Genomic DNA, 13,558 nt, shown 5'->3' with positions numbered 1-13,558 from the left:
ATCGGCGTTGCGGCCCCTTTAGGAGGATAGCGCCGGAACTGCCACTGGCAACGTCCGGGCGTTCGTGGCTACATTCGACAACTCAAAACCGCTCACAAGAAAGCAGGAGGAACCGCCACATGAAGATCACCGATGTGCGGGCGCACCATATCCGCATCCCCTATGATGCCGGCGTTGCGAGCTTCCGCCAGGGCGCATCCGCGATCACCGCGCTCGACATGGTGCTGATCGAGGTCACCACCGATGCCGGGCTGACCGGTTGGGGCGACGCCTTCGCCTATGTCTGCCCGCGCACCACGCGCAGCGCCGTCGAGGAGATGATCGCACCGCAGGCCCGCGGGCTGAAGGTGCCCGATGCGGCCGGCATTCCCGCCGTGATGGAGCAGATCCAGCGCAATCTTCATCTGTTCGGCCGCTACGGCATCACCATGTTCGCGATCTCAGGGCTCGACATCGCGCTCTGGGATCTTGCTGCCAAGGTCGAGGGCGTGCCCCTGCATCGCCTGCTCGGCGAGACCAGGCGCACGGCCATCGCCGCCTATGCGAGCCTGCTGCGGATCGGCTCGCCCGACAACATCGCGGCCGAATGCAGGAAGGCGCTCGCGCTCGGCTATGGCGCAATCAAGCTGCATGAGACCACGACGCCGGCGGTGCATGCCGCGCGGGAGGCGATCGGGCCGACCATTCCGCTGATGGTCGACATGAACTGCCCGCTGACGGCCGAGCAGGCGATCGCGTTCGCAACGACCTGCCGGGACGCGCGGCCGATGTTTCTGGAGGAGCCGGTCTGGCCGCCCGAGGATTTCGCCGCGCTCGCCGAGGTCCGCAGCAAAGGTGGGCTCGGCATCGCAGCCGGCGAGAATGCCTGCACCGAATATCAGTTCCGCCAGATGATGGAGGCGGGCGCGGTGAGCCACGCCCAGCCGTCGGTGACCAAGGTCGGCGGCATCACGGAATTTCTGAAGGTCGCGGCGCTCGCCGATCAACTCGGCGTCAAGATCGTTCCGCACTCGCCGTATTTCGGTCCGGGCCTGCTCGCGACGCTGCATCTGCTGGCGACACGCGACGACGGGCTGGTCGAGATGTTCTATCTCAAGCGCGAGGCCTGCCTCTGGGGCGGCCGCGCGGACAGCGATGCCACCGGCCATGTCGCGGTGCCCTCGGGCGTGGGCCTCGGCTATGAGCCCGATCGGGACGTGATGGAGCGCTATCGCGTGACGTGACCGGCGCGCTTATTTCGCGTCCTTCGCCGGCGGCGCGTCCTGCTTCTTCTTCAGATCCTCGGCCGTCTTCACCTGGGCGGTCTGGAGATCGCCGAGCGTCTTCTGCAAGCCTGCAAGGTTCGTCTTCAACGCGTCGATCTGGCGGTTTGCTGCATCCAGCTTCTGCTGCTGGTCGAGCGTGAGCTTGGTGATCGTCTTCTGCAGAAAGTCGACATTGCTCTGCAGGCAGCTGGTGCGCCGCTCCATGGTCTTCTCGACCGTGCAGATCTCGATGCCGGGCACGTCCTGCGCGTGCATCGGCGCATTCGCCAGCGTTGCGAGCAGCAATATCCCGAAACAAACGCCGGCGTTTCGAAGCAGCATGAAAGGTTCCTCGTCCAATCGATCACGGCAATGTGCGCTGTTTGCGCACAGCCACTCAAGGCTACCACACTCGCACCGCATTCTCGCGTTGAGCTTGCATCGTTCCCTTGGACGGGGAACGATGATCCGCACGCGGAAGAAGTGGGCGCTGTTCCGCGGCTTTGTTTAGGGGAGATTTTTGGAATGGCAACGCGCGATAGACGACTGGCGGAATTCGACGGCGCCGGAGAACCACCGCCGGGCCTTGCGCTCGAGGTGCTGTGCGAGGATCACAGCGGGACGTACCAGCTGCCGTTCGCCTGCCGTTATGTCGAGGGCCGCTGGCAGAACAACGAAGCCGGCATCGCGGTCGAAGCGACCGTCATCGGCTGGCGCCTGCCGCGCGTGAGGCAGCGCGGGGCCGCCTGACGCCCATATTTGTTCCAAAATGCAACGGGGCCGCGCTCCGTCTTAACCTTCGGAACGCGGCCCGAACGAATCACGTCCGAATCGGCCGAACGGCTGCGTACGCAGCTGTTCACGGCTAGATGTCGATGCGGCTTGGCCGATGCGTACAATATCTGCGCAGCACGGTGGATGGCATGGGCCGCGCACGGGCGCCAAAGGTTAATCGCGACAAGGACATAGCTCGCGGGCCGCCCGGGTCGGCCCCCGCCCTCGAAACGAGCAGGGCTTCGCGCTGCCTGCCTAATATTCGACCTCGAGCTCCTCGATCTCGGCCGGCTCCTCCCTCGCCGCTGCGATCCATTCCTTCATCTCATCCATCGCCATGATGGTGTCGGCATAGGCCTTCAGCTGCGGCTCGAGCTTGACGTCATAGGTGACGAAGCGCGTCACCACGGGCGCGTACATCGCATCCGCCATGGTGCGCCGCTCGCCGAACAGGAACGGTCCGCCGGATTTCTCCAGGCAGTCCCGCCAGATCGACCAGACCCGGTCGATGTCGGCCTGCGCACGCGACCAGATCTTGAAGCCGCGAAAATGTCCTTTCAGATTCACCGGCAGCGAGGCGCGCAAGGTGGTGAATCCGGAATGGATTTCGCCGCAGATCGAGCGGCAATGGGCGCGCTGCACGCGGTCATCAGGCAGCAGGCCGGCTGACGGCATCGCCTCGTTGAGGTATTCGGCAATCGCCAGCGTATCCCACACCACGGCACCGTCGTGCCGCAGGCACGGCACCAGGATCGACGACGACAGCAAGAGGATTTCGGCGCGCGCCGACGGATCGTCCGGCGCGGTGACGATTTCCTCGAAATCGAGCCCGGAGAATTTCGTCAGCAGCCAGCCGCGCAGCGACCAGGACGAGTAGTTCTTGCTGCTGATGGTCAGTGTCGCCTTTGCCATATGGCCCCTTCCCTCACGCCTGGGAGCGCACTGCCGCGCGTGCGTGCCCCGTCCTTCCCGCCCAAAGAGCAGCAAGCGACGTGCCAATTTTCCCGGCGGTCCGGCCCCCATCTGGCTTCGATATTGCATCAAGGAGGGGGGACAGGTGGGCACTTCAGTATGATGTCGATGTATTATCAGGCCTTTCAGAACCAGATGGACCTGACAGCGCCGTGGCGCGCGGGGGCTTCGTCCGCGCTCAGATTCCTCAATCTGGTGCCGCAGGGCATGTCGGACCAGGTCGTCGGCCGGCTGTCGGCGGCGCTGGAGCTGATCTCGCGCTCCACCCTCACCTATCATCGCCCGGCCTACGGCATCGACAGCGTCATGGTGGGCAATCGCGAAGTCGCCGTCACCGAGGAGATCGCCTACGCGACACCGTTCGGCTCGCTGCTGCACTTCAGGAAGGACGGCGTGACGGAGCAGCCGCGCATGCTGCTAGTGGCACCGATGTCCGGCCATTTCGCAACGCTGCTGCGCGGCACCGTGCAGACGCTGCTGCAGGACCACGACGTCTACATCACCGACTGGCACAATCCGCGCGACATTCCGCGTAGCGAGGGCCGCTTCGGGCTCGACGACTACACCGAGCATCTGATCGACTTCTTAGGGCAGCTCGGCCCGCGCCCGCACATGGTGGCGATCTGCCAGCCGTCGGTGTCGGCGCTCGCGGCCGCCGCGATCATGTGCGAGGACAACCATCCGTCGCGCCCGGCGACGCTGACGCTGATGGCGGGGCCGATCGACACCCGCATCCAGCCGACCAGGGTCAACGAGTTCGCCAAGAGCAAGCCGATCGAATGGTTCGAGCAGAACCTGATCAACTACGTGCCAATGCAGTGCCGCGGCGCCTTGCGGAAAGTCTATCCCGGCTTCGTGCAGCTCACCGCCTTCGTCTCGATGAACCTCGAGCGCCACATCAAGCAGCACATGGATCTCGCCAACCACATCGCCAAGGGCGAGAAGGACAAGGCCGCGACCATCAAGACCTTCTACGACGAATATTTCGCCGTGATGGACCTGCCGGCCGAGTTCTACATCGAGACTGTGCGCGACGTATTCCAGGAGCACCTGCTGCCGCAAGGCAAACTGATGCATCGCGGCCGCCCCGTGAACACCAAGGCCGTCGGCCGCATGGGGCTGATGACGGTCGAGGGCGAGAAGGATGACATCTGCTCGATCGGCCAGACGCTCGCCGCGCAGGATCTCTGCACCGGCGTGCGCGCCTATCGGCGCGTCCACCACATGCAGGCCGGCGTCGGCCATTACGGCGTATTCTCAGGCCGGCGCTGGAACAACGAGATCTATCCGCTGCTGCGGGATTTCGTGCACGTGAATTCGTGAACCGACGCCGCGGCGCGCTGGAATTGCTCTTCAAGCCCGTATCGAGCCGGGCCACGCGACGACTTGCCCTGACATCACCAGGCGGTTGCGTCCGCCCTCCTTGGCGGCGTAAAGCGCCTTATCCGCAGCCGCTATCAGCGACGTGCAATCCGCCTTGTCGCCGAACGAATGATGTGTGGCGCCACCAATACTGAGGGTGACCTGCCTGGATGACGGGTTGAGCGCGTGCAGGATGCCGAGGTCCTCAATCGCCTGCCGGACTCGCTCGCCGACCTGCTCGCAACCTCCTGCGTCGGTATTCGGCAGCAGCAAGGCGAATTCCTCACCACCGTACCGGGCCGCCACGTCTGCCGACCGTCTGGCCTGCTGCGCCAGGACCCCCGCGATCGAGCGGAGACATGAATCGCCCGCTTGATGCCCGTACCGGTCGTTGAAGCTCTTGAAATGATCGACGTCCATCAGCAGCAGTGACAGAGGCGTTCCTTCCCGCCTGGCCCGGTCCCATTCCGCCTCCAGCCGCTCGTCGAAGTGTCGGCGGTTTGCCAAGGCCGTCAGGCCGTCCGAACGGGCGAGAGCCGCCAGCCTATCCTCCAGATCCTTGCGTTCGGTCATGTCGCGCGAGATCGCCACCACGCCGTTGATGTGTCCACTCTGCGCACTCCTCGTGACGCGCAGTGCAGTTTCGACCCAGATCGCTTCCTTCTCACGATGACGGGTGCGATACGTGATTCTCGCCTCCTCGGCTTCGCCGTTCATCAATGCGGAGAGCGTTTGCTCAACCCGGGCCAGATCCGCGGGATTGATGCCGGCGAGGGCTGATGTATCCACCAATTCGTTCGGAGCCCAGCCAAGGATTCGAGCGGTGGACGGCGACGCATAGAGGATCCGTCCATCGACTGCGACGCGCATGACCATGTCTCCCGACTGCTCTGCAAGGAGGCGAAAATCCGCCTCCTTGGCGACCAGGGCAGCGGCCATCTTCTGCCGCAGGTGCAACTGGCGCACCAGAAAGAGCCCGGCAACACCGAGCCCACCTGTCAGCGCCAGGACTGCGGCAATGCGCGTCAGCGCGGCGCGGCGCCAGGGGGCCAAGACGTCATCTTCCGATTCCGTAGCAACGAGGAGAACGGGATAGCGGCTGCTGAGTTGATAGAAGCTCAGACGCCGAACGCCGTCGAGAGGCGACGTGAAGTAGTAGACGCCCGCCGCCGGCCGCTCGCGAATAGTCTTGAAAAGCGGAGCACTCGACAGATCGCGGCCCGTGTATCCGTTGTCCGGGGTACGCGCGAGGACAATGCCTCCCGCGGTCGCCAGAGCGATTGAACCGTTCTGGCCAACGTCGAACCCGCGATAAAATTTTAAAAAATAGTCGACATCGATCGTCGTAAGGGCAACTCCGGCAAAACTGCCGTCAGGATGATTGAAGCGCCTTGACGCGGTGATGATCCATTGACCGCCCGATCTACTCTTCACCGGATTCCCAATGAAGGTCCCCCGGTCCGCCACGGCACGATGATGCTGGAAATAATCCCGGTCGCTGTTGTTGAGACGGGCGAAATCCCCTGGCTCGCTGGTTGCGAGCCAGCGGCCGGTCTCGTCGTAGATAAATACGGCGCGGATCCGGTTCGCGGCTTTGCGCCGGGTCAAAAAGGTCTGAATCTTGGCGATTGCCGTTGGCCCGGTTCCCTCCAGTTCGAGTTGACCAACCAGCACATTCAGAACGGTGTCCGCGAGTTCGAACGTGTCGTCCGCGTGTTGCGTCAGCGACCGGGCCAGATTGGCCATGTCCGTTTCGGAACCCTTCAGCACCGCCAGTCGCGAGGACCATTCCCGCCAGCCGCTGAGCGCGACAATCGCCATACAGGCGACCGCCACGAATGCCGAGACCCAGAACGTCAGACGCCCCTGGCGAACATCACTACGGTGATCGATCAAGAGATGTTCCCTCCACCCCAACCCTGTAAACGCCTTGGGCTAAGAGATAGTTGCTCGTTCCGGTTGAGTTTCTGGCAGGGCTTCGAAAGACTGACGGCATCGATGAGGGGCTTGACCATCGATCGAGAACCCATCGACCGGCCGGGCGAGAAGGACACCACAGCAATCAGCCCGACTTGACGGCCTCGCTCAACGTGCCGGCCACTCGGCCAAAGTGAGGCTCAGTGAAACTGGCGGGATGCAGGCTTCGGACTCCGGCAAGATGTGCCAGATCGTCGATCCGCGGTTGAGGCCGAATGACCAGGCTCTCTGCCGGCAAACGCATCGACGGCGAAAGCGATGCGGGCTTCGCGCCAGTTGTAACAATTTGAGGCAACGGCACCGCCATCAACCAGATGTTCTTGAGCATCGCCCTGTTCACGGAGCATGCGACGACACCGTTCTCCTTCAGACGGGCGACGGTAAAGAGCTTGCGAATCAGCAGGTCCCGTTCAAGCGATTGCGGCAAATGGAACTGCATCCCGACCAGGCGGCCTCGTTGCTGTACAACCATGGCGTCGATCCAGCCCACCTGCATGATGTGCACGCGCAGCGGTTCTCCAGCGCCGGGACAGTCAATGCCGGAGCCGAGCAGAACGCCAGCGCCAGAGAGGGAGATGTTGCTCACGCGCCCAGAAAGCCGTTCGCCGGCCCCAGTCTCGATCAAGACCGATTCATCGACTTCGAAACGCTCCTCGGCGCGTCCCATCCGAGCCTGCAGCGAGGTCATGCAGACGAAGAAGAGCACGACGACGTTCACCACCGACCAGAAGGCGACCATCGGTAAAGCGGCCGGATGATCGATCATCCGCCATTCCGGGATGGTGTTCAGAACCAGGCCGACAACCGTCAACGCCATCAGCGCCGCCGACGGCCAGAATATCTCCGCGGCGTAGCTTGCGCACCGCGCAGCAGCTCCCTTGGGCGTCACCTTGAACGCATGTCCCATCGGCTTGACGAGAGTCCCGAGCACCGTCGGCAGAATCTTGAAGCTCTGGATCGTCGCCGACACCTGAGCGGCGAGCGGAAAGTGCACGTGCGGCGCAAACCAAGAGATGCCGCCGTTGAGCGCCAGGATCGCGGGGAACAAGTAAAAGAAGACAGACTCGGGGGTGACGTCGACGACAGGCGCTAAACCGGTCCACATGAACACGATCGGAACCACCACGACCATGAGCGCCCGCAATCCCAATGAGAGCCAATGAGTCGGAAAGAACAGGAGCCGATGCATCAAGCCCAGTCCGGGGCCGAGCGGGCCGGCGGAGAGATACAGAGTCTGGATCGCGCCACGCGCCCAGCGTTGCCGTTGCACGAAAAACGCGTCAAGGCTTTCCGGCGCCAATCCAATCGCCATGGGCTCGTTGAGATAACGGGTGATGTACCCTTTGCGCAGCAGGACCAGCGTCAGCAGAATGTCTTCGGTAATGGACTGGGTTGGCAAGGCATCCCCAACCACGCGAAGGGCTGCACGACGCGTGACGGAGTTGGAACCACAACAAAAGGCACCATCCCAGCCGTCGCGCGCGGGCATGATGGAATCGAAGAAGAACCGTTGTTCGTCCGGCAATCCCCTGTGCAGGCCGAGATTCGCCTGCATCGGATCCTCGTTGTAAAAGGTGTGCGGGATCTGAATGATTCCGATCTTTGGATCCGCGAAGAAGCCGATCGTGCGCATCAGGAACTTGCACTGCGGCACGAAGTCCGCGTCGAAGATCGCAAAGAACTCGCCGCTCGTCTGCGTCAGCGCATGATTGATATTGCCGGCCTTGGCATTCAAGTTGTCGGCGCGCGTGAGATACCCGGCACCCTTTTCCTCGCAGAGTTTCTTGAGCCAAGGCCGGCGACCATCATCCAGAACCCAGACCTGGAAGTTTGGATAGTCCAGACACAACGCGCCGGTGATCGTCTTTTCCAACACCTCGAACGGCTCGTCAAAGGTCGGAATAAGGACGTCGACCGATGGCAGCTCATCATGCGGCAGGCTGCGAAGCCGACGCTCGTGCTGATCTGCCTCGCTGCGGCGGTCGGTCCTGCGAAGGAAAATCAGATAAAGAATGAACTGATCCGTGAAGGTCAGTAGCTCGACGAAGAGACAGAACCAGATCCAGTAGACCTGATACCAAGTCCCGGTTGCAGGCAGCACCGTGGTGAAAATACGCCATTCGAGATAGCGAGCCACGACAAGCCAAACCGCGACAAAGACCGCGACACGTGCCCAAGGGCGCGCGACCGGAAAGGTCGGCGCCAACAGGTACATCGCCGCAAAGATCCCCACCATCGGCGCGAACAGCTGAGAGAGAGACAGAGTCATGGCCGGCATGGAACACCTCGCTCACAGGGACGACTGGTCGAGCTCCAGGCGCGCCGTCAGCCATTTCAACTTCGAGCTGACCAATCGTAGCAAGCCGTCCGCTCTGCGCTCGAAGCGCACTTCGGCCAGTCGTCCGATATCGCAGGAGCCATTGCGGTCAGCCCACGTTTCGTTGGGGGGAAGCGATATCTCAACGGTAATGTTGCCCGGATCAGGCCGCGGCACCCGAGCCGCAAGCAGTCGATCGTCGGCGTAAGCAGCCGATCCGCGGACTTGCCGGACCAGGCCGGTCTTCCATTCGCCGCTCCCAATCAGGCGGACGGTAGCCGCATCTCCGGCCTTGATCTTCTCGAAATCGCGCTCGGGCAGTTCAACGACAATGAATCGGCGTTGGCAGTCTGCAAAATCGAGGACCGATTGCCCTTCCGTGACCATCGAGCCCGGGCTGGCCGCGACCGACCAGACGACATGGGCGGCCGGCAACGACAGATCGTAGTGATCGAGACGATCAAGCCGAGCGCGCTCCTCGGCGATTTCCGCGGCCAGTTGCGCAGAACGTGAGCTGTTTTGCAACTCGTCCGTCTCGAGCTCCTGGCGGCGGAGAACAAGCCGCTCGCGTTGCTGCTGGGAGTAGGGCACGTCATTGGCATCGCCACGAAGATAAAGACCTTTCTCGGCCGCCCCCAACTCGGTCTTGAGGCGCTGCAGGCGTTCATCGGCCATCCGGCACCGCGTTGCGGTTGCCTCCTGCGAGGCTTGGGCCTCGCCGGAGCGGATCTGCGAACTGATGCCGAGCTTCACGAGCCTCTCCATCCGGCCCGCGACATCGTTCCGCTGCCGCGCCTCGGCGAGACAGCCGCCTTTTTCAACTTCCGTTTCGCCGATTTCGTGGCTCAGGCGCGCGACCATCCCCAAACGATAGTCCTCGCTGCGCTCGCCGAGCTTGCGATCGAGCCCGGCGATTTCCTCGAGTTGCCGACGTGCGAGCTCGGCGCGTTTGGTGGACACCGCAAGCTGCTGATCGAGGTCCATGAGGTGTCGGCGGTCCGGCGAACGCGCCCCGACCATCGGCACCACCCGGCTCTGCTGGAAATATTCGCCCTTGCGTGGAAGATCAGGCGAGAGCTGACCCGCGAACGGTGCAGTCACCCGCATGAGCTCGGCATTGACAAAGGCGGAGGGAGCGATTCGGTAGGTCACATACGGCAACAGGGCCCATCCGCTCAGCGCGATGATCCCTAGCGCCAGGGCTCGACGAACAACCCGGCTGCGAATGAAACGTTCGACGTGCAAACGAACCACGACTGGATCTCCAATGGGCTTTGGTCGCTGCGCCTGCCGCAGCGAAGGCAAGCCAATCGCCGGGCGTTGGGATGAAGTCTGCGCCTTGAGGCAAGGAGCAATCCAACAACATTGCCGCCAGCCGAAATCAGGATTCGCCGCCGCGGCAGACTCGCCTTCGCAACCACGAGAAGCATACCTAGGATTCACCACAACAGGTTAAGCCGTGTCAAAACCGGATAACTACGGCTGCCGGATCGAGGATCGAGATATCGCCCATTCCGGCTTGAAGTCGGCGCGGCGTTGCGCCTATCGAATGACGGCGCGGCTAACGCCCATTCCCAAGCAGCTCTCTCGCTTCCAGGACTTCGGGAAGATTTCGCTCCGCATCGAATTCGGCGAGCACAGGAGCAAGCACTTCAGAGACCGCACCAGCTCGGCCATTTGTCTTGTACAGGCGTGCAAGTTCAAGGGCGCCGCGCAGCTCGAAAGTCCTGGTCTGCTGGTGTCGCGCGATGTCCAGCGCTCGCTTGAAGGCTTCTTCGGCACTGGATTCGTCCGAAGGATCATGGCGCGATACAAGTTTACCGCGGACACGATGCAGCTCGGCATCGAGCCAATGCTGGCCGGATTGTCCCGTCCCGGCGATCGATTCGTCCAGGATTTCCAGCCCGGTCCCGACTTCGCCCACCTCTGCATTCGCCAGGGCGACATGCATCCCCCAGAACGGTTCGCAGAGGTAGCAGTCGTTCTCGTGCAGGAAGGCCCAGCCGTGACGCATGTCCGCCAGTCCGGCCATTCGGTCGCCGGCACGCCACTTGGCGAGGCCATTCAGGTAGGTGCCCGCGGCCACGTACAGCGGCATCGTGTGGTCGCGCGCGAGACCGAGCGCCAGGATCGTCTCTGTTTGCTGCAACATGCCCCCGCATACCCCGTCGAACACAGCGCGATGAACCAGCGCATTGGCCTGGGACAACGCCCGTTTTTCGCCCGGAGCACCCACCGCTTCCGCGGCGAGCTTGCGCGCACGAGCGGTGCTACCGAGCGGCCAGAGCACCAGGGCAAGAAATCTCATGATCACGAACGGCAGATCCAGCGCAGACGCCCTGAAGGTCGCGGGATCCGGTTCGGCACCATAGATCCCCAGCGCCCGCTCGAGATGCGTTCTCGCATTCAAGTAATCGCCCTCGAACCAGCAGGTGACGCCGCCCGTCCAATGGGCGACGACGGCGGCCACCGGCGAGTCCGGTCGTCGGTCAGCGGCGCTCCTGATGGCGTCCGCCAGCTCCCGCATCGGAGCGAGTTCGCCGTGGGTCAGGCAGGCATTGAAGAGCCCCGACTGCACCGGCGCAAGCTCAACGGGATCATCGATGTCGGCTGCGAACTGGCGCGCACGCGTCCATGCCGCAACCGTCTCTGGAGCGCTGTGGCCGAGGCTGCCCCGCAAGGCACGGCCATATGCGATTTGGAGGTGCAGCCTGCTCATGATCCGGCGGGAATCATCAGGCAACTGATCGGCGGTCGCAATGGCCTTGCCGAGATGCGCGATCGCCTCGGAATAGGCCGAGCGTTTCAACGCCTGCTGGCCCGCTTTGCGCCACCATTCGAGAGCCGCCTCGCTCAGCCCCGCCTCAGTGAAGTGGTGCGCCAGAACTTCCGGTTCGGTCTCGGCGACGGCTGGAAACTTCTCGCGCAGGACATCGCCAATGCGGGTATGAAGCAGCTGCCGTTTGCTCTTGAGCAGACTCTCGTAGGCCGCCTCCTGAACAAGGGCGTGCTTGAAACTGTAATTTGCTTCGGGCGGCGTGCCACGACGCAACAGCAGTTCGGCCTCTTCAAGTTGTCCCAACGCAGCGTTCAGCGTCAGATCGTCGCGTCCCGCCACGGTTTTCAGCAGCGCGTACGAGAAGTCACGGCCAATGGCAGCGCCTATCTGCGCCACCTCCTTGACCGGAGCGAGCCGGTCGAGCCGCGCCATCAGCGAATCCTGCAGCGTCGCGGGGATAGCAAGCGGCGGGAGCGGACTATTCAGGCGGTAGCGCCCGGCATCTTCGACGAGCAGCCCGGACTCCAGCACCATCTTGGTCAACTCTTCGACGAATAGCGGTATGCCATCGGTCTTGTCGATGATCTGCTTCATCATCTCGCGTGGCAGCTGGCGACCGACGACCACCTGCTCGACCAGCGCGCGCGTGTCCTGCCGATCGAGCCGGTCGAGCCGCAACAGACTGACATTGGCAAGGCCCGACCAGGAGGGCTCGAACTCCGGCCGGGACGTCAAGAGCACCAGTATCTGCAGGCCCCTGATCCGATCGACCGCGAGATCGAACAGTTCAAGTGTCGTCGCATCGGCCCAATGCATATCCTCGCAGATGATGAGCAGAGGCTGGTCTCGCGCCAATCCCTCGAGCTGATCGAGAAGGGCGGCAAATGTCTGTCGCCGCTGCTGCGCCGGGCTCAAGCCGAGTGGCGGGCAATGGTCGCCGGTCGGAATCGAGAGCAGAGCCGCAATGAGCGGCGTGGCCCGGGCGACTTGCCGGGTTCCTATTGCCAGCATCGCCTCGAGCTTGTCGAGCTTTTGTTCTGGCGTGTCGTGGGAGCGGATTCCGGCGGCGCGCTCGAGCTGCGCGACAAAGGGATGAAGTGCGCTGTTGGTGTGGTAGGGCGAACACTGATATCGCACGCGACGATGCGTCCCCAACGAGGGGCTCTCGGACAGCATTGCCACGATGCGCGACTTGCCGATGCCCGCTTCGCCGGAAATCAATACGATCTGGCCCTGACCCTGCCATGCCTCCCGCTGGCGCGAGAGAATGAATTCGATCTCGTCCTTGCGACCGACAAAGCCGATCGAGCGCGCGGCGCGGACCGCCTCGAAGCGACTCTCCGATGAGGTCGCTCCTTCCACCGCCCAGACCGCGATGGGTTCGCCTATCCCCTTAACCTCGCGGCGGCCGAGATTGCGAAAGGTGAAGAGATCGCCAAGCAGCCGGCGCGTCGACGAGGCAACGACGACCGCCCCCGGCTCCGCCAGGCTCTGAAGCCGAGCAGCGAGGTTTGGCGTATCGCCGACGGTTGCGTGCTCCTCTGACGCATCTCCGCTGATGAGGTCGCCGACCACCACAAGTCCGGTCGCAATTGCGATCCGCAATTCAACCCGTTCGCCGGCGCCTGTCTTGAGCTGGCGAATCGCAGCGACAATATCGAGGCCCGCTCGCACTGCCCGCTCCGCATCATCTTCGTGGGCGCGCGGATAGCCGAAATAGACGAGTATTCCGTCACCAACGAACCTGGCGATCCTGCCGTCATAAGCGGCAACGACGCTCCCGCAGGCGGCGCGGTACGCCCGGATCACTTCCCACAGATCCTCGGGATCGAGACGCGCCGAGAGCGCAGTCGAGCCGACCAGATCGCAAAACATGACAGTGAGGTGGCGACGCTCGGCGTCGTGAGGAGGCGCCGGCGATGCGATCAGCGCGGCAGGATCAAGGTCGGCAATCGCACGCAGCATTTTGCGGCGATGCCCGAGCAGGACTCCGAGCTTGTCGAAGTCCTCGACCATCAGCTCGGGAAGGACGCCCATGTCGATCCCATTTTGGACAAAACGCTCTGCGTATTGCCCAAGCCCCAGCTTCTCGAGCCACTCCGCAATCTGCATTGGCTCCACCGATCGTGTGGT

Annotated in this window: 9 protein-coding genes; 3 read left to right on the top strand and 6 right to left on the bottom strand. The window is 63.1% G+C overall.

All coding sequences use genetic code 11. The features are described from left to right. The first annotated feature begins 119 nt into the window (after positions 1–119). The gene (locus tag RAD04_RS23220) at positions 120–1,223 is read left to right on the top strand and encodes a mandelate racemase/muconate lactonizing enzyme family protein (RefSeq protein ID WP_461625625.1); all 1,104 of its coding nucleotides are present in this window, start codon (positions 120–122) and stop codon (positions 1,221–1,223) included. 9 nt (positions 1,224–1,232) lie between these two features. Here RAD04_RS23220 and RAD04_RS23215 read toward each other — a convergent pair whose 3' ends face one another. Next, entirely contained in the window at positions 1,233–1,586 is a 354-nt protein-coding gene (locus tag RAD04_RS23215) for a hypothetical protein (RefSeq protein ID WP_461625624.1), read from the bottom strand. A 183-nt stretch (positions 1,587–1,769) separates the two neighbouring features. On the opposite strand from RAD04_RS23215, the gene RAD04_RS23210 reads away from it, so the two are divergent. Continuing rightward, a complete protein-coding gene (locus RAD04_RS23210) occupies positions 1,770–1,994 on the top strand; it encodes a hypothetical protein (protein WP_091966320.1) in 225 nt (74 codons plus the stop codon). A gap of 279 nt (positions 1,995–2,273) precedes the next feature. Here RAD04_RS23210 and RAD04_RS23205 read toward each other — a convergent pair whose 3' ends face one another. Continuing rightward, the gene (locus RAD04_RS23205; protein ID WP_461625623.1) at positions 2,274–2,930 is read right to left on the bottom strand and encodes a glutathione S-transferase family protein; all 657 of its coding nucleotides are present in this window, start codon (positions 2,928–2,930) and stop codon (positions 2,274–2,276) included. Between the two features lie 159 nt (positions 2,931–3,089). On the opposite strand from RAD04_RS23205, the gene RAD04_RS23200 reads away from it, so the two are divergent. Then, a complete protein-coding gene (locus tag RAD04_RS23200; protein ID WP_461625622.1) occupies positions 3,090–4,313 on the top strand; it encodes a polyhydroxyalkanoate depolymerase in 1,224 nt (407 codons plus the stop codon). A 30-nt stretch (positions 4,314–4,343) separates the two neighbouring features. Here the strand turns inward: RAD04_RS23200 and RAD04_RS23195 are convergent, their stop codons facing one another. From RAD04_RS23195 to RAD04_RS23180, 4 genes are all read right to left on the bottom strand, one after another. Then, the gene (locus RAD04_RS23195) at positions 4,344–6,173 is read right to left on the bottom strand and encodes a sensor domain-containing diguanylate cyclase (protein ID WP_461625761.1); all 1,830 of its coding nucleotides are present in this window, start codon (positions 6,171–6,173) and stop codon (positions 4,344–4,346) included. A 241-nt stretch (positions 6,174–6,414) separates the two neighbouring features. Then, a complete protein-coding gene (locus tag RAD04_RS23190; RefSeq protein WP_461625621.1) occupies positions 6,415–8,607 on the bottom strand; it encodes a glycosyltransferase family 2 protein in 2,193 nt (730 codons plus the stop codon). A gap of 12 nt (positions 8,608–8,619) precedes the next feature. Continuing rightward, on the bottom strand, positions 8,620–9,900 hold the full coding sequence (locus tag RAD04_RS23185) for an HlyD family efflux transporter periplasmic adaptor subunit (protein ID WP_179736309.1): 1,281 nt from the start codon (positions 9,898–9,900) through the stop codon (positions 8,620–8,622). Between the two features lie 307 nt (positions 9,901–10,207). After that, positions 10,208–13,537: an adenylate/guanylate cyclase domain-containing protein gene (locus RAD04_RS23180; RefSeq protein ID WP_461625620.1), complete on the bottom strand. Its 3,330-nt coding sequence runs from the start codon at positions 13,535–13,537 to the stop codon at positions 10,208–10,210. Between the last annotated feature and the right edge of the window lie 21 nt (positions 13,538–13,558).

The sequence above is a fragment of the Bradyrhizobium sp. 25ACV genome (assembly GCF_054863005.1).
The sequence above is the reverse complement of the archived record's forward strand: the minus strand, read 5'-3'. Positions and strand labels throughout refer to the sequence as shown.

Bases quoted from the DNA above. Each gene is read 5' to 3' on its own strand.
- RAD04_RS23205 (WP_461625623.1), bottom strand. From the start codon at position 2,930: ATGGCAAAGGCGACACTGACCATCAGCAGCAAGAACTACTCGTCCTGG.
- RAD04_RS23195 (WP_461625761.1), bottom strand. From the start codon at position 6,173: ATGGCGATTGTCGCGCTCAGCGGCTGGCGGGAATGGTCCTCGCGACTG.
- RAD04_RS23220 (WP_461625625.1), top strand. From the start codon at position 120: ATGAAGATCACCGATGTGCGGGCGCACCATATCCGCATCCCCTATGAT.
- RAD04_RS23210 (WP_091966320.1), top strand. From the start codon at position 1,770: ATGGCAACGCGCGATAGACGACTGGCGGAATTCGACGGCGCCGGAGAA.
- RAD04_RS23180 (WP_461625620.1), bottom strand. From the start codon at position 13,537: ATGCAGATTGCGGAGTGGCTCGAGAAGCTGGGGCTTGGGCAATACGCA.
- RAD04_RS23200 (WP_461625622.1), top strand. From the start codon at position 3,090: ATGATGTCGATGTATTATCAGGCCTTTCAGAACCAGATGGACCTGACA.
- RAD04_RS23215 (WP_461625624.1), bottom strand. From the start codon at position 1,586: ATGCTGCTTCGAAACGCCGGCGTTTGTTTCGGGATATTGCTGCTCGCA.
- RAD04_RS23190 (WP_461625621.1), bottom strand. From the start codon at position 8,607: ATGCCGGCCATGACTCTGTCTCTCTCTCAGCTGTTCGCGCCGATGGTG.